The organism is Bradyrhizobium nitroreducens (genome assembly GCF_002776695.1).
In the GTDB taxonomy this organism is placed as follows: Bacteria; Pseudomonadota; Alphaproteobacteria; order Rhizobiales; family Xanthobacteraceae; genus Bradyrhizobium; species Bradyrhizobium nitroreducens.
On record NZ_LFJC01000003.1, the window covers coordinates 6,150,379 to 6,174,648 of the forward strand.

Below are 24,270 nucleotides of genomic sequence, written 5' to 3' on the forward strand. Positions count from 1 at the left end.
CGCGCGCTCGCGCGGGCTCCTCGACAAGGCCCCCATCGCTTCAGCAAGACATCGCGCCACGACCGAGACCCTCATCCTGAGGGCCCGCCGCAGGCGGGCGTCTCGAAGGATGGCCGCAAGACGAATGCCCCCGCTCCATGAGCCGCAGGCGTCACGCCCCTTCACCTGACGGAGGCCAGGGATGATTCGGCTCGGAAGCGCACCGGCTCAGCCGGCACATGCCAGTCGCCGTGTTGCCCGGCACAAATTTCGCGAAATGCCGCCGAAACCTGCCGCTCCAGCCGCTGAGGCCAAGGGCCCGGCCGAAAACGGAGCTGATTTTCCTCTTCCGCGCCTTGTCTGGCCCGTCATCCTCGCCTATTAACGCCCCAACCACAGGGGCCCTGCTCCTACCATGGCGCCTTCAGGAGAGGTGGCAGAGTGGTTGAATGCACCGCACTCGAAATGCGGCATAGGTGCAAGCCTATCGGGGGTTCGAATCCCTCCCTCTCCGCCATGATTCAAGAACACGCCTAAAATTCTTGGTCGGTCTTTCCGTTCCGCCGGGCTCGTCCCGCCCTAGACTGGCAGGCATTTAGACCAATTCGGATCACGCGTGCCAACCTTGATAAGGCGGCCAAAATGGCCAAAAGTCGCGTGATTCGGGGGCGCAACTTGCACAACATATCGGCCAAAGACGCCAAGTATGGCTTTGGGCGCCTCATTGATCTTGCGCGCGCAGCGCCCGTGACGGTTGAGAAGCACGGGCGGCCGGTCGTCGTTGTGTTGTCCATCGAAGAATACGAGAAGTTACGCGATGGCGCGAACGGGGCAGGTTCGCAAAAGAAGCGTCGCGTAAGGCGGCCTGGAAAGTCGGGATCGGTCAAGGCATGAGTAACGGTGATCTGAACTGGATCGCAAACTTCATCTGGGGCATCGCCGATGATGCCCTGCGTGATCTCTATGTGCGCGGCAAATACCGCGATGTGATCCTGCCGATGATGGTGCTGCGTCGTCTAGATGCTGTGCTGGAGCCGACCAAGGCTGCCGTGCTGTCGATGAAAGACAATCTCGACAAGGCGGGTGTGACGAACCAGGATGCGGCACTGCGGCAAGCCGCGGGGCAGGCCTTCTACAACACGTCCCCGTTCAATCTGCGCGATCTGCGCAACCGCGCTTCGCAGGCCCAGTTGCGGGCAGATTTCGAAGCCTTCCTCGACGGCTTCTCGCCGAATGTGCAGGTGATCCTCGACAATTTCGAATTCCGCAACCAGATCCCCAAGCTGTCGAAGGCCGACGTGCTCGGCACGCTGATCGAGAAGTTCCTCGACAGCTCGATCAATCTCGGCCCCAAGCCGGTGATGAACGGCGACGGCTCGGAGAAGCATCCCGGCCTCGACAACCACGCGATGGGAACGGTGTTCGAGGAACTGGTCCGCCGCTTCAACGAAGCCAACAACGAGGAGGCCGGCGAGCACTGGACGCCGCGCGACGCAGTCAAGTTGATGGCGAAGCTGATCTTCGTGCCGATCGCGGATCAGATTCAGTCCGGCACCTATCTGCTGTATGACGGCGCCTGTGGCACCGGCGGCATGCTGACGGTCGGCGAGGAGACGCTGAAGGAACTCGCTGCGCAACATGGAAAGCAGGTCTCCACTCATCTCTACGGGCAGGAAATCAACGGCGAGACCTACGCCATCGCCAAGGCCGATCTGCTGCTCAAGGGCGAAGGCGAGGAAGCCGACAACATGGTCGGCGGCCCGGAATGGTCGACGCTGGCGAATGACGCCTTTCCGTCCCGGGAATTCGACTTCATGTTGTCGAATCCGCCTTACGGCAAAAGCTGGAAGAGCGATCAGGAGCGCATGGGCGGCAAGGGGGCTTTACGCGACCCGCGCTTCGTCATCACACATGCGGGCGACGCGGAATATAGTCTCGTCACCCGCTCCAGCGACGGTCAGATGATGTTCCTGGCCAACCTGCTGTCGAAGATGAAGCACGACACGCCGCTCGGCTCGCGCATCGCCGAGGTGCACAACGGCTCGTCGCTGTTCACCGGCGATGCTGGCTCCGGCGAGAGCAACGTGCGGCGCTGGGTCATCGAGAACGACTGGCTGGAGGCCATCGTCGCGCTGCCGCTGAACATGTTCTACAACACCGGCATCGCCACCTATGTCTGGGTGCTGTCGAACCGCAAGCCCGCCCGCCGCCGCGGCAAGGTGCAACTGATCGACGCCACCCAGTGGTCCAGGCCGCTGCGCAAGAATCTCGGTAAGAAGAATTGCGAGCTGACCGACGCGGACATCGAACGAGTCCTCGCCGCCTTCACGGCGTTCGCGGAGAGCGAGCAGTCGCGCATCTTCGAGAATGCCGAGTTCGGCTATTCCAAGGTCACGGTCGAGCGGCCCTTGCGCGCCAAAGGCATTGAGGCGACGCGAGCCTATACGCCGAAGGAGATCAAGGCGCTGAAGGAGGAGGGACGCATCTCGGAGGACGGCGTGCCTGTAATCCGTCGCATTCACAAGCCGAGCAAGGCCGAGGCCGATCCGCTGCACGGCCTATTTCCGCTCACCGTAGACGGCAAAGCGTGCGTGGTCGAATACGAGCCGGATGGCGATCTGCGCGACACCGAGACGGTGCCGCTAAGGGAGCCCGGCGGCATCGAGGCCTTCATCCGCCGCGAGGTGCTGCCGCATGCGCCGGATGCCTGGGTCGATCGGGACAAGACCACGATTGGCTACGAGATCAGCTTCACCCGCTATTTCTACAAGCCGCAGCCACTGCGTTCGCTGGAGGCGATCCGGGCAGATATCCTTGGGCTGGAGCGCGAGACCGAGGGCCTGATGGCCGAGATCGTTGGGGTCGGGCGATGATCGACGGACTTCGCTCTTATCCGGAGATGAAGCCGAGTGGCCTGGCTTGGCTTGGTGACGTGCCTGCGCATTGGGATGTGCGGCGTATTAAGACGCTTCTGAAGGAGATCGATAGCCGCACGAAAACCGGAGAAGAGCGCCTTCTGTCATTGAGAATGCGACAGGGGCTCGTCGATCATATCGATGCAGGCGGCAAGTTGATCCCGCCAGAGTCGCTCGTGAACTTCAAGATCGTTGAGCCCGGGCAGGTCGTCATGAATCGCATGCGGGCTGCGGCTGGCTTGTTTGGTGTCGCCGGTGTTCGTGGCTTGGTGAGCCCGGATTATGCCGTCTTCGAGCCCAAGCCCGACGCGTTCAGTCCCTACCTTCTTCAGGCATTCAGGCTGCCTTCTCTGTCAGCGGTGTTCCGGGCCGAGTCGAAGGGACTCGGTACAGGCGAGTCTGGCTTCTTGCGACTCTACACAGATCGCTTTGGCCCAATCCCTGTTCCCTATCCGCCGCTCGGCGAGCAGCGGCTCATAGTGCGGTTTCTGGATTGGCACGGCGCGCAGACGGCGAAGCTGATTCGCGCCAAGAAGAAGATCATCGCGCTGCTGAACGAGCAGAAGCAGGCAATCATTCACCGCGCCGTTACTCGTGGGCTCGATCCAAACGTCAAGCGGAAGCCTTCGGGCGTGCCATGGATTGACGAAGTGCCTGAGCATTGGGAGGTGGTCACGATGCGCCGCGTGATCAGGCGCGCAGTTGATGGTCCTCACCATTCACCAAATTATCTCGATGGCGGAATTCCATTTCTCTCTGCTAGAAACGTCAGGGCAGACCGATGGCTTTTGGATGATGTGAAGTTCATCTCTGAAGCCGATTATTCAGAATTTTGTCGGCGAATTAAGCCCGAAGTTGGTGACGTTCTCTACACGAAGGGAGATACGACCGGCGTCGCTCGTGTTGTCGATTTGCAATTCCGATTTCAGGTCTGGGTACATATCGCAGTCTTGAAAGTCCTTAATTCAAAGATCGAGTCCAAATATCTGTCTACAGCCCTAAATTCGGCTCGTTGCTACGAGCAGGCTCAACTGCTTACCAGGGGCGCGACAAATCAAGACCTCGGGCTAGGTCGGATGAAGAATATTCTGTTCGGCTTGCCTCCCCTTTCTGAGCAAAAGAGCATTCTTGCCTTTTTGCGAGAAGCCAGCCGAAAAATTGATCGGGTCGCTGACGCCGTAAAGCGGGAGGTTGACCTCATTCAGGAACTCCGCACCCGTCTGATCTCCGACGTCGTCACCGGCAAGCTCGATGTCCGAACCTTCGCGGCAAGCCTGCCCGAGACGATCGAGGCCGAATCTATCGACGATGTTGCCGAAGACGATGATCCCGACCAAGCAATAGAGGACGCTGAAAGCCAGGAGGCTGCCGCCTGACGATGCCCCTTCCGGCCCAGCCCAAGATCTATCACATCGTGCACGTCGACAATCTGGCGTCGATCGTTGCGGATGGCTTCCTGTGGTCGGACAGGGTCATGGTGGGGCGCGGCGGACCGCCGGCCAATATTGGGATGCCGACCATCAAGGCGGCGCGGTTGACCATGCCGGTGCCATGCCACCAAGGGACGTTCGTTGGAGAATATGTGCCGTTCAACTTTTGCCCCAGGTCTGTCATGCTGAATATCATCTGGTATGCAAACCATCCGAATCTGACCTATCGCGGCGGGCAGGGGCCAATCATACATCTGGAGGCCGATTTGCATTCGACCGTTGCCTGGGCGGAGAATAACGATCGGCGCTGGGCCTTCAGCCTGGCAAATGCGCGGGCTGCTTACACCCAGTTCCGCGCCCGCCTCGATCAACTGGGGGATGTCAATTGGGACGCTGTAACGGCGACGGATTTTCGATCCGCCGACATCAAGGAGGCCAAGCAGGCTGAGTTTCTTCTGCAGCAGGCGTTTCCGTGGCAGCTCGTCGAGCGGATCGGCGTTCATTCGCAGGGGATCGGCCAGCAGGTTTCGAACGCCATGCAGGGGGCGGCTCACCGGCCGACCATCCAGATCATGAAAGACTGGTACTATTGAGGGAGGCGACGATGATCGAATTCCGTACCGGAGACATCCTGAGCGCCGACGTCGAGGCGCTCGTGAACACTGTCAATTGCGTCGGCATCATGGGCCGTGGCATCGCGCTCCAGTTCAAGAACATGTTTCCTGAGAACTTCAAGGCATACGAGGCCGCCTGCGCGCGCGAGGAGGTGCAGCCGGGCAGGATGTTCGTCTACGAAACACGCACGCTGACCAACCCGAAGTTCATCATCAACTTCCCGACCAAGCGGCACTGGAAGGGCAAGAGCCGGATGGACGATATCGACTCCGGACTTAAGGCGCTGGTCGAGGAGATCCGCGCGCGCCGTATCAAATCGATCGCGATCCCGCCACTTGGAAGCGGTCTTGGTGGGCTGAACTGGAGCGACGTGAAGCCCCGGATCGTCGCTGCGCTGGAGAAGCTCGAAGATCTCAGCGTGCTCGTCTATGAGCCGATCAGCGCGCCGGTGGCGACCAAGTCGCGCGAGGTGCCGAAGATGACCGCGGGTCGTGCCGCGCTGGTCGGGCTGGTTCACCGCTATCTCGGCGGGCTCATGGACCCGTTCGTGACGCTGATCGAGGTGCAGAAGCTGATGTACTTCATGCAGGAAGCGGGGGAGCCGCTGAAGCTCAACTACATCAAGCATCATTATGGTCCCTACGCCGACAATCTGCGTCACGTGCTGACCAAGATCGAGGGCCACTTCGTCTCGGGCTATCACGATGGCGGCGACGCGCCCGACAAGCAGCTCGCACTGGTTCCTGGCGCGATGAAGGAGGCAGAAGCGTTCCTGAGTGATGACGGCGGCGCCAAAGCGCGCTTCGATCGTGTGGGTGCTTTGGTCGAAGGCTTCGAAACCCCGTTCGGCCTCGAATTGTTGGCGACTGTGCATTGGGTCGTGACGCACGAGCACGCGACCTCTGCGGAGGATGCCGTAGCCAAGGTTCATGCCTGGAACGAGCGCAAGCAGCGCTTCTCGCCGCGCCAGATCGGTATTGCCTACGACACCCTGCGCGCGAAGGGATGGCTGACGGCGGCATGAGAACGGACATCTCGGAGAAGGGCCTGGAGGCCCTCATCGTCGCCGACATGACCGGCCGCAAGGCGTCGGACGGCGGTGGATTCTCCGAGGATCCCGATCCCTTTGCGGGCCTGCACAATTGGCTGCTCGGCGACCCCAAAGCCTATGACCGCGCCTGGACGGTCGATCTCGTGCAATTGCGCGCCTTCATCAGCGCGACCCAGCCGCCGCTGGTAGAAGTGTTCGATCTCGACCACGACAGTCCGACCAGACAGAAATTCCTGGCCCGGCTGCAGGGCGAGATCGGCAAGCGCGGCATCATCGACGTGCTGCGCAAGGGCGTGAAGCACGGCGCGCACGAGGTCGAGCTGTTCTACGGTACGCCGTCGCCGGGCAATGCGGGGGCAACCGAGCGATTTGCGCTGAACCGGTTCTCGGTCACCCGCCAACTGCGCTACAGCCGCGACGACACCGCCCATGCGCTCGATCTGGCGCTGTTCATCAACGGCCTGCCGATCGCTACCTTCGAGCTGAAGAACAGCCTGACCAAGCAGACGGTCGAGGACGCGGTCGAGCAATACAAGCGTGACCGTGATCCGCGCGAAAAGCTGTTCGAATTCGGCCGCTGTATCGTGCATCTCGCGGTCGATGATGCGCAGGTCAAGTTCTGCACCCAGCTCAAGGGCAAGGCTTCATGGTTTCTTCCCTTCAACAAGGGTTGGAACGATGGCGCCGGCAATCCACCGAACCCCGGAGGACTCAAGACCGACTATCTCTGGAAGGATATCCTGACGCCCCTGGGCCTCACCGACATCATCGAGAATTACGCGCAGATCGTCGAGCGCAAGGACCCCAAGACCAACCGGATCAAGCGGGATCAGCTGTTCCCGCGCTTCCACCAATTGAATGTAGTCCGCAAGCTGCTCGCGGACGCCAAGGCCAAGGGAGCAGGCCGGCGGGTGTTGATCCAGCACTCGGCCGGGTCCGGCAAATCGAACTCGATCGCCTGGCTGGCGCATCAGCTGGTAGGGCTTGCGAATACCTCCGGTCAGGTGTTCGATTCCGTGATCGTCGTGACCGACCGCCGTATCCTCGACCAGCAGATCCGCGACACCATCAAGCAGTTCGCGCAGGTCGGCGCCACGGTAGGCCATGCCGAGCGCTCGGGCGATCTCCGCCGCTTCATCACCGGCGGCAAGAAAATCATCATTACCACTGTGCAGAAATTTCCGTTCATTCTCGATGACATCGGCTCGCTGCACCGGGATCGTCGCTTTGCGATCATCATCGACGAAGCGCATTCGAGCCAAGGCGGCCGGTCGGCGGCTGCCCTGAACACCGCGCTCTCGGGCACCGAAGACGACGATGAGGACGAGACCGTCGAGGACAAGATCAACGCGATCATGGTGGGCCGCAAGATGCTCCCCAATGCGAGCTATTTCGCGTTCACCGCGACGCCCAAGAACAAGACGCTGGAGATATTCGGCGAGCCCTGGCCGGAGGGTGACAAGGTCAAGCATCGCCCGTTCCACAGCTACACGATGAAGCAGGCGATCCAGGAAGGGTTCATTCTCGACGTCCTCGCCGACTATACGCCGGTCAATAGCTATTATCGGTTGGTCAAGACGGTCGAAGCCGACCCCGAATTCGACACCAAGCGCGCGACCAAGAAGCTCCGTCGCTATGTCGAGAGCAACAGCCACGCTATCCGTCTCAAGGCCGAGATCATGGTCGATCACTTCCATGAGCAGGTGCTGTCGTTGAACAAGATCGGTGGTCAGGCGCGGGCGATGGTGGTGACCTCGGGAATCGAGCGTGCGATAGAGTACTATCATGCAGTAAGCGCCTATCTGATCGCGCGCAAAAGCCCGTACCGGGCGATCGTTGCCTTCTCCGGTGAGCATGAATTCAAGGGCGCCAAGGTTACTGAGGCCAGCCTCAATGGCTTTCCCTCGAAGGATATTGCCGAGCGTATCGAAACCGATCCCTATCGCTTCCTGATTTGCGCGGACAAGTTCCAGACCGGGTACGACCAGCCGCTGCTGCATACGATGTACGTCGACAAGGCTCTGTCGGGGATCAAAGCGGTTCAGACGCTCTCACGACTGAACCGTGCGCATCCGCAGAAGCACGATACGTTCGTGCTCGACTTCATGAACGATACCGAGACGATCCGGGCTGCGTTCGACACGTTCTATCGGACGACGATCCTCAGCGACGAGACTGATCCGAATCGGCTGCATGATCTCAAGGCCAGTCTCGATGGGCATCAGGTCTACGAGACAGCCCAGATCGAGCAACTCGTCGATCTCTATCTCGCAGGTGCTGATCGCGACCGGCTCGATCCCATCCTGGATGCCTGCGTTGCGACCTATGTCAGCGACCTTGATGAGGACGGCCAGGTCGACTTCAAGGGCAAGGCCAAAGCGTTCACCCGAACCTACGCTTTCATTTCCTCGATTCTGCCCTACACCAACGCGGATTGGGAAAAGCTGTCGATCTTCCTGAATTTTCTGGTGCCAAAACTGCCCGCGCCGCGCGAAGAGGACCTGTCAAAGGGGATTCTTGAAGCCATCGACATGGACAGCTATCGGGTCGAAAAACAGGCTGCGCAGCGGGTTCAGCTCTCCGATGAGGACGCAGAGATCGATCCGGTGCCGACCGACGGCGGCGGGCACAGAGCCGAGCCCGAGCTTGATCGTCTGTCGAACATCATCCGCAGCTTCAACGACCTGTTCGGGAATATCACCTGGGCTGATACGGACCGCATTCGGCGCCTGATTGCCACCGTGATCCCTGAGAAGGTGGCCGCGAATCCGGCCTATCAGAATGCGCAGAAAAACTCAGACAAGCAGAACGCCCGGATCGAGCACGACAAGGCGCTGGCGAGCGTGATCATCGGCTTGATGAAGGACGACACCGAGCTGTTTAAGCAATTCAGTGACAATCCCGAATTCAAGCGTTGGCTCACCGACACGGTTTTCTCAGCGACGTACGACCGTCCCACGCCGTAGTTGTCGTGAGACACTCTGTTGGGGAGAAGCAGCTTGAATGTGGACGCCTGCACATCAAACTTAGCAATGGTGATATTATGCCACTGTTTTGCCCGACGAAGCAAAACAGGGCAGGCGTCATTCCGAACGAACGGCAACGATCGCGGCCAATTCTCGTCGGCTCGCGTGGGTGCGCCGCGCAGGCGAGTCAAACCAGGATCACTTGGCTTTTCGCTCCTGGAATCCCGCCCGACGCCGCCCCTTGTAACCCATTGATCTTCCAGCCCCCGTCTACTGTGCATGGGGTTGATTTCGCGCTTTTTAGTTGCCTCGTGGCGAAGGCCTGCCGCAGGGTAATGGCTTGAACCCGCCATCGCCACGACCCGACCTAGCAGGGTCCGACGTTCAGCGGCACCGAGGTAACCCACGACAATGTTCGAAAAGTCCTACCGCGACCGCCTCGAAGCCGACCTCGCGCAATGGGAGGCCGAGGGCGTGATTGCGCCGGCGGCGGCCGCCAGCATCCGCAATGCGCTGCCGCCTCTGCCGGCGGGCATCAACATCGCCGTGGTCGTCGGCATTGTCGGCGGTCTGTTGATCGCGGCCGCGTTCCTCGCCTTCGTGGCGGCGCATTGGACCGAGATCGCGCGGCTGGTGCGGTTCGCAATCCTGCTCGCCGGCATGATCGTTACCGGCGCCCTTGGCGCCTGGTTCGCGGCGACGGGCCGCAATGTTCTCGCCGATCTCTGCGCCAGCTTAGGGGCGGTCGTCTTCGGGGCGGGCATCGCGCTGGTCGGCCAGATGTATCATCTCGGCGAGGATTTTGCCGGCGGCATGCTGCTGTGGTCGATCGGCGCATTCGCCGCGGCCCTGCTGACCGGCTCGCGCGGCGCGCTCGCGGTCGGCCTCGTCGCCGCCTGCACCTGGACCTGCATGCGGACCTACGACACGCCCGACGTCCTGCATCTTCCTTTTCTGGCGGTCTGGCTGATCGCAGCAAGCCTTGCCTTCGCGTGGAATTCGCGCGCCGCCGCCCATCTCGTCGCGCTCGCGGTGCTGCCGTGGTGGATCGCGACGTCGTTTCGCTTCGAATTCGACGGGGTCCAACCGTCCTTCGTGCTCGCCAACGGGGCGGCCCTGCTGTTCGGCGCCGGGCTTGCGATCGCAGCTTGTCCCTCGCCGCGTGCGCTTCGGCTCGGCAGCGTTCTGTCGATCTACGGCGCGTTTGCGCTGGCCGCTGTCGCTGTCCTGGAGGTGACGACGGTCGACGACAATTTTCTCTTCCGGACCCGCACGGCGTCCGGCCAGCCGCTGTGGGCGATCCTGTGCGGGGCCGCAGGGGTGATCCTCACCTTCGTCTCCGCCACGTTCACGAAGAGCGCCGGCGAAATCCTTGCCGCCTGCGCGATCGGGCTCGTGCTGCTCGCCGCGCCGGTCTGGCCGGTCTCCACGGCCGGCGAGCCCTGGCTGGCTTATGCGGCGCTGCTTTGCGCCATGTTGTGCCTCGTCGTCTCCGGTGTGCTCGATGATTTGCGTCCGCGCATCGTTGCCGGCTGGCTCGGGATCGCCGGAATCATCGCCGGCATCACCTGGGCGGTGAAGGGATCGCTGCTCCGCCGCTCCGCCTTCCTTGCGGCAGCGGGTATCGTCACTGTTGCCTTTGCCACGGCGCTCAATCGCTTGCTGCCGAGGAGTGCGCGATGATGAAGATGGCCGCCTCCGTCGCCGCGCTCTGGCAACGCATCCCGAAGGCCGTGCTGTTCGGCGGCGCCGTGCTGGTGCAATGCGCGCTGCTGATGCTGATGGTCGCCGACCGCGTGCAGATCCTGCGCGAGGGCACCGAGGTCACGCTGCAGACGCAACCGGTCGATCCGCGCGATCTGCTGCGCGGCGACTATGTCGTGCTGCGCTACGACATCTCGCAACTGCCGGCAGGTAGCCTCGCCGGCAAGCCGGCCGACGCGCGCAACCCGACCGTGTTCGTCAAGCTCGCGCCCAATGCCGACGGGCTTTACGCCGCCGTTTCGGTGCATGCCGAGCCCGTGCAAGTCACGGCGCCGGAGGTGCTGATCCGCGGCCGGGTCAGCCATTCCTGCGGATCGAGCGTTCGCACCTTCTGCGACAGGCTGACGGTCAAATACGGCCTCGAAAGCTATTTCGTGCCGGAAGGCGAGGGTGGCAAGCTCGAGCAGGCTCGCAACCAGCAGAAGCTGCGGATCGTCGCCGCCGTGCTGCCCTCGGGCCGCGCCGCCATCAAGCGGCTGCTGCTCGACGGCCAGCCGGTGTATGAGGAGCCGCTGTATTAGAGCGTTTTCGAGCGAAGTCGGAACCGAAAATGCTCTAGCCGGACGCAGTTGTAGCGCTCAGTCGGAATCCGACGCCGTCTCATGTGCGCCGTGACAATGCTTGAAGCGCTTTCCTGAATTGCATGGGCAGGGATCGTTGCGGCGCAGGCCCGCAAACGCTGTCGGCGTCTTGGCTTCGTCGGGTATCCTCATGAGTGGAGCCGATGGCAGGTCCGAACCCGTGGCCGCCATTGCCGGGGGCCGTGCGTTTCGGCGATTCATCAGCCACCCCACGAACGATGCGGTCGCCACGAAACCGACCAGGATCATCGCGCCCATCTTGGTGTCGTTCGCCTCCTTGCGCTTCTGCTCCTCGGCCTCTCTCTCGTCTCGTAAACGCTTCTCTTCCCGATCCACAAACCACTTTGACGCGGCTTGAAGCGCCGTCGCCGGAACGGTCCAGCTCACCGACGTCTTTTCAGGCCGCGAGAGAAGGATCGCACGCGACAGCAACGCCATTTGCGACGGCGAATTGCCTGCAGAGCTGACTCGGGTCCCCGTCACGCGTTTCGCGAGTCCGAGCGAGACTCCGCCGCACACGGATGACACCAGCGTGATACGACGGTTGCCCTTGGTTTCTTCGAGGGTTTCCCAACGCCCCAGGCCTGGAAGTGAATCCGGCAACTCGACGTGGTCGATCTGATGGGCGTCGATCAGCGGCGTGATATGATAAGTGAGAAGGTTCTGTTCCTTCAGGATATGTGCGATCGCGAAATGCCGGTAGATATTGTACATGTCGCGCCAGATTGGCTCGGCACGAATCGTCTCCTCCATGCGCGCGGTCCAATCGCAGGCGAACTCCCTCGCGATGGGGTCTTCGTTCCCGTTCTTGGCACCTGCATCCGCGTTGGCGTCGGCGTCGCTGAGGATCACCTGGGCCGACTGCAGGGACGCGATTTGGTAATCGTGCGCATATTCGAACTTGCCGGGCTCGAACCAGAACCGGCGCCGACTGCTCCAATCGCCCGTTGACGTGCCGGCCCGGAGCATCTGCCGCGACTGGTTCAGTCGCCGCGTGAACGTCCCGGGCAGGGGCGGATCGACAGGCAATTGCAGCGTGCCCTGCGAAACCTGCTTCATGCGATAGTCAGCTTCGACCAGCACCTTCGTCACGCGGGAATGCCTGGGAAGGGAATCGACGCGAACCATTTGCGGCTGCTGGGAGCACATGCGCAGATATTGTTGCTTGGCGGCCGCGTCGCGTCCGGCAATCTGGTCGAGGCCGGGCGTCTGGCTTCTGTCCGGGTCCAGCGAAATGCCTGGCTCGATATTCCCGTACTTCCTGTTGGCTGACCTGATCGCGACGATGAGGTCGTCGAGGTAAAGATCCGGCTGGCCCCTCTCGGCAACGCCGCAGAGCAGGATATCGTAGTCGTCATCCTGGCAGACGGTATCAATCCGGGTCAAACCCGTAAGCCGCTTTGAGCCGCCTGATTTGGCCTGCTTCAAAGCTTCGCGCAGCGAAACGGCGACTTCAGCCCGCATGTCTGTGGTCACCGTCGCGGGCGGAGCCTTGCACGCGCTGTCAGCCGCCAGCGCGGCCAGGGGCTGTTGCGCGAGGAGCGCGCTCGCGCCCGACGCCAGAAAGCCGCGCCGATTGACAAGCACTCTGTGCATCATGGAGGTCTATGTCCCCGCTTCGAGAAATTTCGAGCTTTAAGTATCCGGCTTCTTCAAATTGAGAACCTTGCGCCTGAGATCGCTCAGGTCGCTTTCTTTCCCTGTCGGCGCCGCTCCGACGTGCACGCCTCCGACAGGCGCCGAGGCTGACGAATGGGTCGGGCCGCTGACGTTTGACGCGGATGGCTTTGCGCTGATTGCGGGTGAGTTCGAGCCCGATCCGCCCGGCTCGCGGGAACCGCTGACGCCCGACTCTCTGGTTGGGCCCGGCTCTCCTCTGGGCAAGGCATTCGGCCTCCGGGCAGCGGGAGGAGCCACGCGCCCGCCGCCGTCACCTGAAACGTCCGACTCCAGCGGCGTGCGCTGGTTGCGCCAGCGCTGGAATTCCTGCAGCTCGCGAGCGGCGGCGGCCGCGCTGTTCAGGCGCATCGCCTGCTCCTGGGGACTTTCATAGTCCGGCCTGGTCGTGAGATTCTCTCTCAACGAGAGCTTGTTGATGCATACGCCGGAATCGTAGCCGTCTCGAGCGACGTGCTCCCCGCGGCTTTCGCACTCCATGCACTTGTTATACAGCCCCTGCAGTTCGACCGAGATGTAACTGCAATTCCAACTGGGTCCGAACTTCTTCTGCAAGGTCTCGGCCTGGGCCGGATAATTGCATGTGCCGAGCGCGGCAATTGCAGCGAGAATGAAGTGGCGCATGAACGTCGTTCAGCTGAATGATGGGATCGGAATCAAGAAGCGATGAAAATCTACAGCTTCGCAGCTTAATCCAGCGGCATCGTACGGCAACCTCTTTCTCTCCCCTTGCCGCGAGCCGCCGTCCTGGCTATTTCGCCGCCGTCTTCAGCGCCCGCCGCAGCACCTCCCACGTCTGGGGATCGTTCATCTGCGCCACGTTGAAGCGCATGAAGTGCTGGGACGTCTGCGACACGCTGAACACGTTGCCCGGCGCCAGCACCACATTGTCCTCGAGCGCGGCGCGCGCGACCTGGGTGGCATCCTGTTCGCCTGGGAGGCGGCACCAGAGGAAGAATCCGCCGCGCGGCATCAGCCAGGGCTCGATGCCGAGCGCCCCAAGCTTTCGTGCGACGTCGCGGCGTGTCCGCGTGAGTTTCTGCCGGAGCTCGTCCATGTGCTTGCGATAACCGCCGCCGGCCAGCACCCTTGCGATGATTTCCGCCGCGACCGGGCTGGGGCCGCCAAAGCTGGTTGCGACCTGGAGGTCGACGAGATGCTCGATCCAGTCGGCGCGTGCGGCGACGTAGCCACAGCGTACCGAGGCCGACAGCGTCTTGGAGAAGCTGCCGATGCGGATCACGCGGGAAAGTCCGTCGAGCGCGGCAAGCCGCGGCGAGCGCTCCGGCTCGAAGTCGCCAAAGATGTCGTCCTCGATGATGGTGAGGTCGTGCGCGGCGGCCACGGTCAGCAGCCGGTGCGCGGTCGCAAGCGACATCGTCGCGCCGGTCGGATTGTGCAGGGCCGAATTGGTGATGTAGAGCCTGGGACGCTCGCTGCCAAGGATCTGCTCGAAGCGCGCGAGGTCGGGGCCCGTCGGGGTGTAGGGCACGCTGACGATCCTGGCCTGATGCGCCCGCAGCAGCGCACGGAAATTGAAGTAGCAGGGATCGTCGACCAGCACCGTGTCGCCGGGCCGGAGCAGGAAGCGGCAGACGAGGTCGGTGGCCTGCGTGCCCGAGCCCGTCAGCATGAGCTGATCGACGGACGCCTGGATCGAATCCTCACTGAGGCGCGCGAGCAGCAGCCGGCGCAGCGAAACTCCGCCGCGCGTGCTGCCATAGTCGGTCAACAGATCCGCGTCCGTCCGCGCCAGCGCACGGATGGCGCGGCGCAAGCCCGCCTCCGGCATCCAGCCCGCCGGCAGCCATCCGCAGCCAGGCTTTGGCACGGCGGCGTCGGCATCGAGCGATTGCCTGGAGACCCAGAACGGGTCGACCTCGCGGTCGCGCCGCGGCCCGGCTTCGGCAAGCGCAAGCGGCGGCATGATCGTCTGCGAGACATAGAAGCCCGAGCCGCGGCGGGCGCGGATCAGGCCTTCGGCGGCCAGGCGATCATAGGCCTCCACCACCGTGGAGGGCGAGACGTCCATCGCTGAGGCGAGACTGCGGATCGACGGCAGGCGGTCGCCGGCGCCGAGCGCGCGGCCGGCAACCTTGGCGCGGATCGCGCTCATCACCTCGACGGTCCGCGTGCCGCCGCGACCTCCGCTTTGCGCCTCGTCTCGCAAAGTGTATGTCCTTCCATACCCATACAGTTCTGCAGGATTGTACTGGATTGTCGCTGGTCTCGCCACCACGGAAGGCCGAGTGTCGCGGCTCGACAAGACATGGGACGGACATGCCATCTGCAAGCGGCGGCTGGGGCAACGGACTTCTCGGCGTCATCATCTTCAGCGGGTCCCTGCCGGCGACGCGCGTTGCGGTCGGCGGCTTTCCCGCGCTGTTTCTGACCTCGGCGCGCGCGGTCATCGCGGCACTGATCGGTCTCGCCGTGCTCGGCCTGCTCAGTCAGGCGCGGCCGCGGAGAGGCGACCTCGCCTCGCTCACCATCGTCGCCATCGGCGTCGTGGTCGGCTTCCCTCTGCTGACCGCGCTCGCGCTGCAACACATCACGTCCGCGCATTCGATCGTCTTCATCGGGCTCTTGCCATTGTCGACGGCGATCTTCGCCGTGCTGCGCGGCGGCGAGCGGCCGCAGCCGCCGTTCTGGCTGTTCGCTGTCCTCGGCAGCGCCACGGTGGCCGGCTTTGCGCTGTCCGGCGGCGGCCCGGCCTCGCTCACCGGCGATCTCCTGATGGTCGCCGCGATCGTGCTGTGCGGCCTCGGCTATGCCGAAGGCGCCGCATTGTCGCGCCGGCTCGGCGGCTGGCAGGTGATCTCCTGGGCGCTGCTGCTCGCGCTGCCGCTGATGATGCCGCTCGCGTTTCTCACCTGGCCGGCCGATTGGAGCGGCATCGATGTGCCCGCCTGGATCGGGCTCGCTTACGTCTCGATCTTCAGCATGTTCGTCGGCTTCATCTTCTGGTACCGCGGGCTCGCGCTCGGCGGCATCGCGCGCGTCGGCCAATTGCAACAGCTGCAGCCGTTCTTCGGCCTCGCGCTCGCGGGCCTCCTGCTGCACGAGCCCGTCGCCTGGAGCATGATCGTCGCAACCGGCCTCGTGGTCGCCTGCGTGTTCTTCGCGCGGCGATTTGCGTGAGGCCTTGGCCTCACGTTCACTCCATCACCGTCTTCGTCAGCGCGCTCCTCGCAAACTTCTTCAGCGGCATCGGCTTGCCGAACAGGAAGCCCTGCACCAGGTCGAAGCCGAGCTCGTTGGCAGCGACGAGGTCGGCGCGGCTCTCGACTCCCTGCGCCACCGAACGTGCGCCATAACCCTGCGCAAGCTCGACGATGTGACGGCACACCGTGCGTTTCAACCGGTCATTGCCGCTGCCGGCGACGAATTGCCGGTCGGCCTTCAGCTTGACGAAGGGTATCCTGTCGAGCTCCATCAGCGACGGCCAGTTGGCCCCGAGATTGTCGATCGACAGGCCGATATTGTGCAGGCCGATCTCGCGCGCGACCTCGGTCAGGAGATCGAGGTCGCGGATCGCCTCCTCGCTGTCGATCTCGACCGTCAGTCCAAAGGCCGGATGCGTCGGCACGCGGCGGCAGAGATCGCGCACCGCCCGCGGCTCCTTCAGATAGGACGAGGGCAGGTTGATCGACAGTTCGACTGGGCTTTGTTGCTCCAGAAGATAGTGCCAGTCCTGCATGGCGCGATCGATCACGAATTCCGAGAGGTCGCGGAAATGCGGATCATGCGGTTCGGGGATGAAATAGGCCGGGGGCACCACGCCCCAGGTCGGATGCCGCATCCGCACCAGCGCCTCGGCGCCGCTGCGGATCAGCGTGCGCGCGTCGATCTTGGGCTGGTACCAGAGCTCGAGCCAGCCGGCGTGCAGGGCCTCGCCGACATGCACGGCCGGGCTCGGCGCCGGCTCCTCCGGCAGCAGCATGGCGACGCGGTCGCGCAGCGTTTCCGCGGCAAAAGGCGTAGTGAGCGGCGGCAGCATGGCAAGGCCGTATTCCTCGCCGACCTGGCGCACGGCCCTGACGATGATCGACTCGCGGGCGCCGACGGCGAGAACCTTGCCGGCAAATGCCTCGCGCACCAATATCTCGAGAAATCGTCCGGGCTCGATGCCGTCGGCGGCGACGCCGAGCAGGATCAGGTCCGGCAATTCCGTTGCGAGCACGGCTTGCAGCTCATCTGCGCTGGCGCATTCGCTGGTGACGAATCCGAGGTCCTCGAGCACTTCGCGAAGGAAAGCGCGCAAGTGACGCTTGCTGTCGGCCACGCAGGCGCGCGGCGTCACTTTTCGTCGTCCGAAGGTCACAGGCCTTCGTCCGACGAGTTCGACCATCCCATCGTTCATCGTACACCACTCCCGTTCCGTGACGGTTTCTTAAACGCCGAGTGTGGGTTCAACTAAGGAGAGCTTCACGTCAGGCTTGAATTATTTGAGTAACGTTAAGCCCTGCAATTCGAGCTAATTTGTCGGCAGATTCTTCGCAAAGAATTCGCATACCCCAGCACCACGCGCGCAACGCCTGCCAACGCACGCGAAATGCGTCTCGCGATCCAAGTTGCGTTCTGTTCGCCGGCCGATGGAGGTGAGCAAATGAAGCTGTGTGCCCTTATGAGGCAACGGCGAGAGCAGCCGGGATTAATTTTCGGCGGCTTCTTGAGGAAGCACACGCGCTTGTGTGCGACGAAGGCGTCATCGCGACGGCGTCGTCCGCAGTGGGCGAGCGGCGGCGACGCTGGACGGATTCGCACTCGCGCGGTGCGCGCAAGTTTCGCCTTCGCTCGTGACGGTTCTGCGACAACGCGTCCGGGCCTGCCGCGGCGAATGTGAAGCGCATCACACGCGTCTTGCTGCAGCCGCGCTATTGCTCCGCACAGCCGGTGGTGGGCTGTCGAGGATTGCGACAATGACGACGCGGCGATTGATGTACTGGTGGTTCAGGGTGGTGATGTCGGGGCGATTTCTCGATCGCTTCCTGTGCCTGCCGCGCGCGCACTAAAGCATGATCCGGAAAAGTGCGCCGCGGTTTTCCGAGAAGATCATGCGCAGCCAACAACCTAAAGCGCGATTGTCATCGCGCTTTAGGCGCGCCGCGCGATATCAGGTCTGCCCGATCAATTTGCGAAACGCCGCCGCGCCGTCCTGCACCGCGTCGCGTCCCTTCCAGGCCAGATAAGTCAGCTTGCCGCCGATCGTGTCGTGGCTGCGCAGCCGGCGAGAGCCGAGAATGTGGCCGACATTGGACGGGAAGCGGCTTATCTCGGCAGAGACCAGCGCCGCGATCGCGTCCATCAATTGCTGCAGGCGGACGCCCCATTCGCAACTCTCGATGCCATCGATGCGCACCTTGAGCGCGTATTCGGTGTCGTAGATCTCGGCGAGCAGGTCGCGTGCGACCAGCACCCGGTTGTGCCGGAGCGCGACACGAAGCGCGAGCCGCTTGTCGTCGAGCCGGTCGAGCACCATGGGAACGACGCAGGCATAGGGCGTGGCGGCGACGTCAGCCGCGCTCTTGCTCGCGGCGGCCTTGGTGGCAAGACGCACCAATTGCCAGGACGTCGTCAGGCGCCTTGCCACCAGCGCCAGCGCGAAGGGCAGGGCTTCGGGATGAGCCTTCTTGAACGCGTCGAGTTGCGCGGTGATCTGAGCGACCTGGCCGTCGTCGAACTTCGCGATCTTCTCGGGCAGCTTTTCGTTGAACTTCGGCAGCGCGTTGCCGGCACGCAGCACCAGCTGCATCTTCTTGACGTCGTCGAAGGCGCTGCGCGAGGCCGTGTATTGCGCGAGCTTGCCGCGCGCGAACTCGGCGCTCTCCGCCGATGCCAGGGTGTTCTCGAGGACCTTGATGACCTTGGTCTGGAAGTTTGACGCGATCTTCAGGACTTCCTTCGGGTTGTTGGCGGCGACCTGGTCGTTGATCGCCTTGATGTAGTCGCGTGCCATGGTCGGCAGCAGGTCGCGGCAGATCCACTCCCAGATCGGAGTGAGGGTGTTGCGGGAGATCCGCCCCATGTTGGCGTGCTCGGGGGCGCCGTCGATCAGGAGCAGCTCGAGCGGCGCGAAGAAGTAACGCGAAGGGCTCGTGGCGCGCGCCTGGGTCGATCCGTCCTTGCGAAACTCGGCGCGCAAGCGCGACTGAATGTCGGCCGAACCGGGCATGTCGATGCCGCACAGCTCGAGCCGCTCCAGTTCGCTGAGCAGACAGCTGCGCGACAGCGGCGTCAGCCTCTGCAAGAATTCCGACAGCCGATCGATCTCGTTCATGGCACGCAATCTTTCGCAGCGTTTCCCGCGGGCGTGCGGGCCCAATGCGTGGAGGCATTTGCGCGCTCTCAACCTCCCTAAGAGAACCAAGTCGCCGTTAATTATTCCGTAAAAGCCGGGGGGCGACGTCGGGCGAAGGCGGCCATCAAGGCGTTTTTGGCCCGTTAGCCCAAGACTTCAGCGAGAAACTCAACCCTTGCATGGTCACCCGCCGGCCAGCGCAAGCACAAATTGTGCCGGCGTCGCTATTTTAGCGCAAAACTGTCAAAATCACCGTAGTCTTACGGAGCAAAAAGTTAACCACAGAGCGCCCCGGGTTCCGCTAAATGAGTGACATGGGGTCACAGAATGATACGGCCGCCGATTCGCGGCCGTCGGAATGGTACGAAAGCAGCGCCGCTCCAACTGAAGAGCTCGATTTCGTCCGCCTGAGCGCCGCCCGGGCCAAGGCCGCCGACGAAATGGCCGCTGCCATCGCCCGTGAGCTCAACGGCCCCCTGACTGCGCTGCTGCTCTACATGGGCGAGATCAAGCATCACAGCGATCAGCTCGCGCCCGTGACCGGCGATCGTGCCTATCTGCAGCGGGTGATCGAGAACGCGCTGGCCCAAACCGAGCGCGTCTGCGGTCTGGTCAAGCAGCTTGCCGGTCCTCACAAGGCTGGCCTGCCGATCCCGGCCAGCGTCGAGGATACGGATGCGAAGGCCGCACGCGCACAGCAGGCCCAGCGCGTGCCGAGCGCCGAACTCGTCGGCCTGTCGGGGCAGAAGCGCCTGACCAAGCGCGAGCGCGAGGTGCTGAGGCTGATCAGCGAAGGTTACTCGAACAAGCAGGGCGCGCTTCGGATGCAGATCAGTCCGCGCACGTTCGAGAGCCATCGTGCCGAGGCGATGCGCAAGCTCGGTGCGCGCAACACCGCGGACCTCGTCCGTGCGGCGCTGCTGCATTCAATCGATTGAGGACTTGGCGCCGCTGCTGGCGGCGCGCGCTTGCCGAAAACCGATAGCGTTCAGAAATAATCTTCGGCGAAGGGACGCGCGCGCGAGGCGGGACGCAGCGGCTTGATCTCTTCCTTCGGCCCGTTCGGGATGATCGTGATGGTCCAGCGGGGCGGCATGGTCGATTCCTGCTCCAGCACCGAACGAACGAAGCCGGTCACCGTCGATTCTCCGGCCTTCACCGTCGCCATCCGGCCGTTGAACTGTGCGATGCGGAAGCGGCGAACCTCTTTCTGGTCCGCGGTCTCGTAGGTGAACATGGAAAACCCTCCTGGTTTCCCGCGACTATCACCACCTATGATTAGCCATCTCTAAAAATCCCAAGCCGTAGAAGTACGGCGGGTTTCGCGCGGCCCGGGCCGGTGCGCCTTGCGCGGCGGTCCTCCGAAAAACACTATGCCTGAAAGGGTATCCGAAGCGTGACGACGTTTCGTCTCAAATGCATCGCGTCTCAGGCCTGCGGTTCCTGCGCACGCGCGGCGGCATAAGCTGCATCCATGCGATCCAGGAGATCGCGGAATTCGACGTCGTCGAGCATCTCCGCGGCTTTCTCCAGCGTCAGCGCCAGCACCGCGAGCCTGACATAGCCGAACGTCCCGGCCGCGCTCTTCAGCGAATGCGCTTCGCGTGCGATCTTGCCGGCGTGCTGTGCGAGCGAGAGCGTGCGGAACAGCTCCAGGCGCGCACAGGTCTCGCTCCAGAACACGTCGCGCACTTCACTTGCGCCGTCCTCGCCGATCTCGCGCACCAGCGCTTCGTAGGCGCGCGGCTCGCGTGCGGGTTCGGCATCGAGCGCCTTCTGCGCGGGCGCGACGGTGACGTCAAACATGGTCTTGCTGCCTTGATCGCGGGTCATCTGTCGCGCGGAACGTTCCGGCGCGAGGGCATGGTCCGTGTCTACGGCATTCGAATTTCAGTTCCGGTAGCAGGACATCCTGTGTTTGCGCGTCGGCCTTAGCCGGCGGTTTACCATGCGAGCGCGGCGGTCAGCGCGCGCCGAGCAGCCGGTCGTACTGGGCCTTCACGGTGGCGTAGCATTCGCACGCCGTCTGACGCAGGCCGTCGAGATTGAGGATCTGGATGTGTCCGCGGCTGTAGTGAATGAAATTTGCCTGTTGCAACGTATTGGCGACCAGCGAGACGCTGTTGCGTCGTGCCCCGATCATCTGCGCCATGGCCTCCTGGGTCAGCAGCAGCCGGCAGTCGCCCGACAGGTCATGAGTGTGCAACAGGCAGCGCGACAGCCGCGACTCCACCGGATGGGCGGCATTGCAGCCCGCGGTCTGCTGGAGCTGGGCGTAGACCGCCAGCCCATGGCGCGTCAGCGAGGTGCGCACCGTGCTGCTCTGGTCGGCGGCGCTCCGGAGCCGGTCGAGATCTACCACCGATGCAAGGCCTGGAACCAGCACGATGGCCGTATTCAGCGCGCATGCATCGCCCATGGTCGAGAACGCCCCGAGCAGGCTGTCGCGGCCGATCATGGCGACCTGCACATGTTCGCCCTTGGCGAGTTTCACCACCAGCGAGATGACGCCGCGGTGGGGAAAATAGGCGCGCTTCAGCGTCTCGCCGGTCTCGACCAGCACGGCGTCGTGGGGCAGATCGACCGTTCGCAGGTGCGGGCGGATCAATTCATAATCGTCTGCCGGCAATGCGGACAGGAAACCGTTGGATGGGCGCACCATCGTTTCCAAAGCTGCCTCCCGTTTCCTGCGCGATCAAATCGCCATGTGCGAGATCCACGTCCGGCGCAGGTCAGGTTCCATCATGTTCATGTCGGGATATATTGGCAATTGGGACAAGATGTCCGCCCCGGCGACCGTTCCTGGAATACAGCATTCAAGCCGGCACACAGTCGAGGCCCTCGCACCGTCGTCACGGCGCCGTCCCCACCAGGCGGACATGGTAGGCTTTCACCGTGGCATAGCACTCGCAAGCCGTCGTCTGCAGCGCCCGCAGATCGAGGATTTCGATGTGGCCCCGGCTGTAGTGGATGATGCCGGCGCGCTGGAGCTCGTGCGCGACCAGCGAGATGGCGTTTCGCCGGACCCCGATCATCTGCGCCAGCGCCTCCTGAGTCAGCGGCAGGATTCCACTGTCGGACAGGTCGCTGGCGCGCAAGAGCCAGCGCGCGAGCCGCGCCTCCACAGGGTGGATCGTATTGCAGAGCAGCGACTGCTGCGCATGCGCCAGCAAGACCTGCTCATGGCGGATCATCAGCTTGCGAAACGGTGCGCTTGCGGCAGCGACGGCACGGAAAGCCGCAATTTCAAGCACGGAAGCAGCGCCGGGGAATAGCACGACCACGTCTGACGGCGCGATGCCGTCGGCCAGCGCCGCGCCGCCGCCTATGGCGCTGTCGCGGCCCAGCATCGCAACCTCGATCATCTGTCCTTCGGACAGGCCCACCGTGATCGAAACCGATCCGCCATGCGGGAAGTGGACATATCTCAGCGCCGCACCCGCCTCGCCCAAGACAGACTTGCTGACCATTTCGACCGTCGCGAGATGCGGACGCAGCAGATCGAAGTCCGCAGTATCGAGCAACTGCAGCAGTTGATTGGGCGGGCGGGCGCTCGCGTTCATGCAGGTCAATCCGGCGGGTTCGATGGGACGATCGGCGCGGGGCCCGGTTCGTCGTTCAGTTGCACGGCGAACAAATTCTATTGTAAAGGTTGTAGTGTCGTCCATATACCCGTTGGAGGGCAGACAGGCTGTCTCATTTGCGGCGGAAATAAGAACGGCGCGTTGATTCGCTTTTGAGCGGCGCCTGTCCTGCAAGGGCATGCAGGAAAAAGCGGTAAGGGGGCCTTCATGAGCCGGAAGCATTGCATCCGTGCTGCCATCGGACGCCGGTTGACCGGCGCCGCCTCGTCGATTGGGCGAGCGCTTACAGGTATCCAATATTGCTCTGAAACTTGGCGCCCGATGACCGCGGATCTCGCTTCCGCCGTCTCCGTTTCTCTCGTCCCGCCAATGACGTTTGTGACCATCCCTCTCTTGATTGAAAGCAAAGGAGAACGGCGTGTCCCACGGTTCGATGATTGAATCGCCGAAACGGGAAGCTCATACGGGGACCAAAAGCCTGCGCCACATTCTCGTCGTCGACGACGACCCGATGGTGTGCATGGCCATCGATGTCTATCTTCAGCGCAACAACTTTCGGGTGACGATTGCCGAGGGAGGTGAAGCCGGGCTGCGCGCCCTCGAGCATGGACAGTTCGATTTGATGATCATCGACATCTTCATGCCGCACATGCGCGGATTCGAATCGATTCGGATCTTCCACGAGCGGGCGCCTGTCGTTCCGCTGATCGCGATGTCCGGCTACGCTTTTGCCAACCTGAATTCGCCTGCACCCGATTTCCTGCGGATGGCGCTGGAGCTCGGTGCCGCGCGCTGCCTGCGCAAGCCGTTCACGCCGCACGCGCTGCTCGCCGCCATCAACGATTGCCTGGCGGAGCATCGTCCCGATGGCGACATGAGCCCGGCCGCACGATTGGGTTAGCGCGCCGCGCGCCGCCCTGGCGACGGGGTAACCGTTCGTTTACCGAATGCGCAGACCCTGAAGGTCGCAACGACAATGTGAAACGAGGGACGCGAGTGCGCCTCCGGTTGCGGACGGCTCGGTTCAATGTCCCGCGTGCCGCGTCTATCGTGCTTCACGAGCGAGACTTTCCCACGCGTCGTCCCCGTTGTTATCGGCCCGTTCACCTTACGCCTCCCCGCTGCCGTCGCGCGGAGCCGGTCTTGCCGAAAAGCGCTGCTGCATGCCGTCAAACCGCAAACCTCTCTTCAATATCCGTATTAGCACGGAGGATGAAATTAACGGGACTGTGAAAGGGGTTGTCTAACGATCCAGGGAGGGACTTCCGTCCGTGCCAAGGCTGGCTCAGGCGTCGAAGTCCAGGTTCAGGTCAGTAAGGCGTAGCTCATGGATGATCTGTTGCGGGAGTTTCTGACGGAGACCAGCGAGAGCCTGGACACCGTGGACAATCAATTGGTGAAGTTCGA

General features: G+C 62.9%; 20 protein-coding genes and 1 tRNA gene. 12 read left to right on the forward strand and 9 right to left on the reverse strand.

All coding sequences use genetic code 11. The features are described from left to right. Nucleotides 1-406 precede the first annotated feature (406 nt). The 9 genes from TSA1_RS29420 (at nt 407) to TSA1_RS29460 (ending at nt 11,241) form a co-directional block, all read left to right on the forward strand. A tRNA-Ser gene (locus tag TSA1_RS29420) sits at nt 407-496 on the forward strand. A 125-nt stretch (nt 497-621) separates the two neighbouring features. Then, a complete protein-coding gene (locus TSA1_RS29425; RefSeq protein ID WP_245448443.1) occupies nt 622-873 on the forward strand; it encodes a type II toxin-antitoxin system Phd/YefM family antitoxin in 252 nt (83 codons plus the stop codon). Next, complete coding sequence (locus tag TSA1_RS29430) at nt 870-2,852, forward strand: type I restriction-modification system subunit M (protein WP_100179378.1); 1,983 nt, start codon at nt 870-872, stop codon at nt 2,850-2,852. Before TSA1_RS29425 ends, TSA1_RS29430 begins: the two co-directional genes overlap by 4 nt. Continuing rightward, nucleotides 2,849-4,270 (forward strand): restriction endonuclease subunit S, encoded by a 1,422-nt coding sequence (locus tag TSA1_RS29435; protein WP_100179379.1) that lies wholly within the window; start codon nt 2,849-2,851, stop codon nt 4,268-4,270. The genes TSA1_RS29430 and TSA1_RS29435 overlap by 4 nt, the downstream gene beginning before the upstream one ends. Before the next feature lie 2 nt (nt 4,271-4,272). Then, nucleotides 4,273-4,917 (forward strand): type II toxin-antitoxin system toxin DNA ADP-ribosyl transferase DarT, encoded by a 645-nt coding sequence (darT, locus tag TSA1_RS29440; RefSeq protein WP_100179380.1) that lies wholly within the window; start codon nt 4,273-4,275, stop codon nt 4,915-4,917. Between the two features lie 11 nt (nt 4,918-4,928). Next, on the forward strand, nt 4,929-5,963 hold the full coding sequence (gene darG, locus TSA1_RS29445; RefSeq protein WP_100179381.1) for a type II toxin-antitoxin system antitoxin DNA ADP-ribosyl glycohydrolase DarG: 1,035 nt from the start codon (nt 4,929-4,931) through the stop codon (nt 5,961-5,963). Continuing rightward, the gene (locus TSA1_RS29450) at nt 5,960-8,956 is read left to right on the forward strand and encodes a type I restriction endonuclease subunit R (protein WP_100179382.1); all 2,997 of its coding nucleotides are present in this window, start codon (nt 5,960-5,962) and stop codon (nt 8,954-8,956) included. Before darG ends, TSA1_RS29450 begins: the two co-directional genes overlap by 4 nt. Nucleotides 8,957-9,367: 411 nt before the next feature. Next, nucleotides 9,368-10,639 (forward strand): DUF2157 domain-containing protein, encoded by a 1,272-nt coding sequence (locus tag TSA1_RS29455; protein ID WP_100179383.1) that lies wholly within the window; start codon nt 9,368-9,370, stop codon nt 10,637-10,639. After that, nucleotides 10,636-11,241, forward strand: coding sequence for a GDYXXLXY domain-containing protein (locus TSA1_RS29460; protein WP_100179384.1), 606 nt, complete (start codon nt 10,636-10,638; stop codon nt 11,239-11,241). Before TSA1_RS29455 ends, TSA1_RS29460 begins: the two co-directional genes overlap by 4 nt. A gap of 57 nt (nt 11,242-11,298) precedes the next feature. Here TSA1_RS29460 and TSA1_RS29465 read toward each other — a convergent pair whose 3' ends face one another. From TSA1_RS29465 to TSA1_RS29475, 3 genes are all read right to left on the reverse strand, one after another. Continuing rightward, a complete protein-coding gene (locus TSA1_RS29465; protein ID WP_100179385.1) occupies nt 11,299-12,900 on the reverse strand; it encodes an SEC-C metal-binding domain-containing protein in 1,602 nt (533 codons plus the stop codon). Nucleotides 12,901-12,936: 36 nt separating this feature from the next. Then, nucleotides 12,937-13,602, reverse strand: a complete 666-nt coding sequence (locus tag TSA1_RS29470; protein ID WP_100179386.1) for a hypothetical protein — start codon at nt 13,600-13,602, stop codon at nt 12,937-12,939. A gap of 127 nt (nt 13,603-13,729) precedes the next feature. Next, nucleotides 13,730-15,094, reverse strand: a complete 1,365-nt coding sequence (locus TSA1_RS29475) for an aminotransferase-like domain-containing protein (RefSeq protein WP_174719123.1) — start codon at nt 15,092-15,094, stop codon at nt 13,730-13,732. Between the two features lie 164 nt (nt 15,095-15,258). On the opposite strand from TSA1_RS29475, the gene TSA1_RS29480 reads away from it, so the two are divergent. Then, nucleotides 15,259-16,119 (forward strand): DMT family transporter, encoded by an 861-nt coding sequence (locus tag TSA1_RS29480; RefSeq protein ID WP_100179388.1) that lies wholly within the window; start codon nt 15,259-15,261, stop codon nt 16,117-16,119. Between the two features lie 16 nt (nt 16,120-16,135). On the opposite strand, the gene TSA1_RS29485 is transcribed toward TSA1_RS29480, so the two are convergent. Both TSA1_RS29485 and TSA1_RS29490 read right to left on the reverse strand, forming a co-directional pair. Next, nucleotides 16,136-17,341 (reverse strand): EAL domain-containing response regulator, encoded by a 1,206-nt coding sequence (locus TSA1_RS29485; RefSeq protein WP_100179389.1) that lies wholly within the window; start codon nt 17,339-17,341, stop codon nt 16,136-16,138. Between the two features lie 753 nt (nt 17,342-18,094). After that, complete coding sequence (locus TSA1_RS29490; protein ID WP_100179390.1) at nt 18,095-19,258, reverse strand: hypothetical protein; 1,164 nt, start codon at nt 19,256-19,258, stop codon at nt 18,095-18,097. 335 nt (nt 19,259-19,593) lie between these two features. Here TSA1_RS29490 and TSA1_RS29495 point away from each other — a divergent pair, with 335 nt between their 5' ends. Continuing rightward, nucleotides 19,594-20,217, forward strand: coding sequence for a helix-turn-helix domain-containing protein (locus tag TSA1_RS29495; RefSeq protein WP_100179391.1), 624 nt, complete (start codon nt 19,594-19,596; stop codon nt 20,215-20,217). 50 nt (nt 20,218-20,267) lie between these two features. Here TSA1_RS29495 and TSA1_RS29500 read toward each other — a convergent pair whose 3' ends face one another. From TSA1_RS29500 to TSA1_RS29515, 4 genes are all read right to left on the reverse strand, one after another. Next, nucleotides 20,268-20,516, reverse strand: a complete 249-nt coding sequence (locus TSA1_RS29500; protein WP_100179392.1) for a hypothetical protein — start codon at nt 20,514-20,516, stop codon at nt 20,268-20,270. Nucleotides 20,517-20,707: 191 nt separating this feature from the next. Next, nucleotides 20,708-21,112, reverse strand: coding sequence for an Hpt domain-containing protein (locus TSA1_RS29505; protein WP_100179393.1), 405 nt, complete (start codon nt 21,110-21,112; stop codon nt 20,708-20,710). A 130-nt stretch (nt 21,113-21,242) separates the two neighbouring features. After that, nucleotides 21,243-21,941 (reverse strand): Crp/Fnr family transcriptional regulator, encoded by a 699-nt coding sequence (locus tag TSA1_RS29510; RefSeq protein ID WP_174719124.1) that lies wholly within the window; start codon nt 21,939-21,941, stop codon nt 21,243-21,245. A gap of 190 nt (nt 21,942-22,131) precedes the next feature. After that, nucleotides 22,132-22,842, reverse strand: coding sequence for a Crp/Fnr family transcriptional regulator (locus TSA1_RS29515; RefSeq protein WP_100179395.1), 711 nt, complete (start codon nt 22,840-22,842; stop codon nt 22,132-22,134). Nucleotides 22,843-23,341: 499 nt separating this feature from the next. Between TSA1_RS29515 and TSA1_RS29520 the strand changes: the two genes are divergently transcribed. Next, a complete protein-coding gene (locus tag TSA1_RS29520) occupies nt 23,342-23,764 on the forward strand; it encodes a response regulator (protein ID WP_174719346.1) in 423 nt (140 codons plus the stop codon). Nucleotides 23,765-24,270 lie beyond the last annotated feature (506 nt).

Coding starts and splice junctions, on each gene's coding strand:
- TSA1_RS29425 (WP_245448443.1), top strand. CDS start 622: ATGGCCAAAAGTCGCGTGATTCGGGGGCGCAACTTGCACAACATATCG.
- TSA1_RS29430 (WP_100179378.1), top strand. CDS start 870: ATGAGTAACGGTGATCTGAACTGGATCGCAAACTTCATCTGGGGCATC.
- TSA1_RS29435 (WP_100179379.1), top strand. CDS start 2,849: ATGATCGACGGACTTCGCTCTTATCCGGAGATGAAGCCGAGTGGCCTG.
- darT (WP_100179380.1), top strand. CDS start 4,273: ATGCCCCTTCCGGCCCAGCCCAAGATCTATCACATCGTGCACGTCGAC.
- darG (WP_100179381.1), top strand. CDS start 4,929: ATGATCGAATTCCGTACCGGAGACATCCTGAGCGCCGACGTCGAGGCG.
- TSA1_RS29450 (WP_100179382.1), top strand. CDS start 5,960: ATGAGAACGGACATCTCGGAGAAGGGCCTGGAGGCCCTCATCGTCGCC.
- TSA1_RS29455 (WP_100179383.1), top strand. CDS start 9,368: ATGTTCGAAAAGTCCTACCGCGACCGCCTCGAAGCCGACCTCGCGCAA.
- TSA1_RS29460 (WP_100179384.1), top strand. CDS start 10,636: ATGATGAAGATGGCCGCCTCCGTCGCCGCGCTCTGGCAACGCATCCCG.
- TSA1_RS29465 (WP_100179385.1), bottom strand. CDS start 12,900: ATGATGCACAGAGTGCTTGTCAATCGGCGCGGCTTTCTGGCGTCGGGC.
- TSA1_RS29470 (WP_100179386.1), bottom strand. CDS start 13,602: ATGCGCCACTTCATTCTCGCTGCAATTGCCGCGCTCGGCACATGCAAT.
- TSA1_RS29475 (WP_174719123.1), bottom strand. CDS start 15,094: ATGAGCGCGATCCGCGCCAAGGTTGCCGGCCGCGCGCTCGGCGCCGGC.
- TSA1_RS29480 (WP_100179388.1), top strand. CDS start 15,259: ATGCCATCTGCAAGCGGCGGCTGGGGCAACGGACTTCTCGGCGTCATC.
- TSA1_RS29485 (WP_100179389.1), bottom strand. CDS start 17,341: ATGAACGATGGGATGGTCGAACTCGTCGGACGAAGGCCTGTGACCTTC.
- TSA1_RS29490 (WP_100179390.1), bottom strand. CDS start 19,258: ATGAACGAGATCGATCGGCTGTCGGAATTCTTGCAGAGGCTGACGCCG.
- TSA1_RS29495 (WP_100179391.1), top strand. CDS start 19,594: ATGGGGTCACAGAATGATACGGCCGCCGATTCGCGGCCGTCGGAATGG.
- TSA1_RS29500 (WP_100179392.1), bottom strand. CDS start 20,516: ATGTTCACCTACGAGACCGCGGACCAGAAAGAGGTTCGCCGCTTCCGC.
- TSA1_RS29505 (WP_100179393.1), bottom strand. CDS start 21,112: ATGACCCGCGATCAAGGCAGCAAGACCATGTTTGACGTCACCGTCGCG.
- TSA1_RS29510 (WP_174719124.1), bottom strand. CDS start 21,941: ATGGTGCGCCCATCCAACGGTTTCCTGTCCGCATTGCCGGCAGACGAT.
- TSA1_RS29515 (WP_100179395.1), bottom strand. CDS start 22,842: ATGAACGCGAGCGCCCGCCCGCCCAATCAACTGCTGCAGTTGCTCGAT.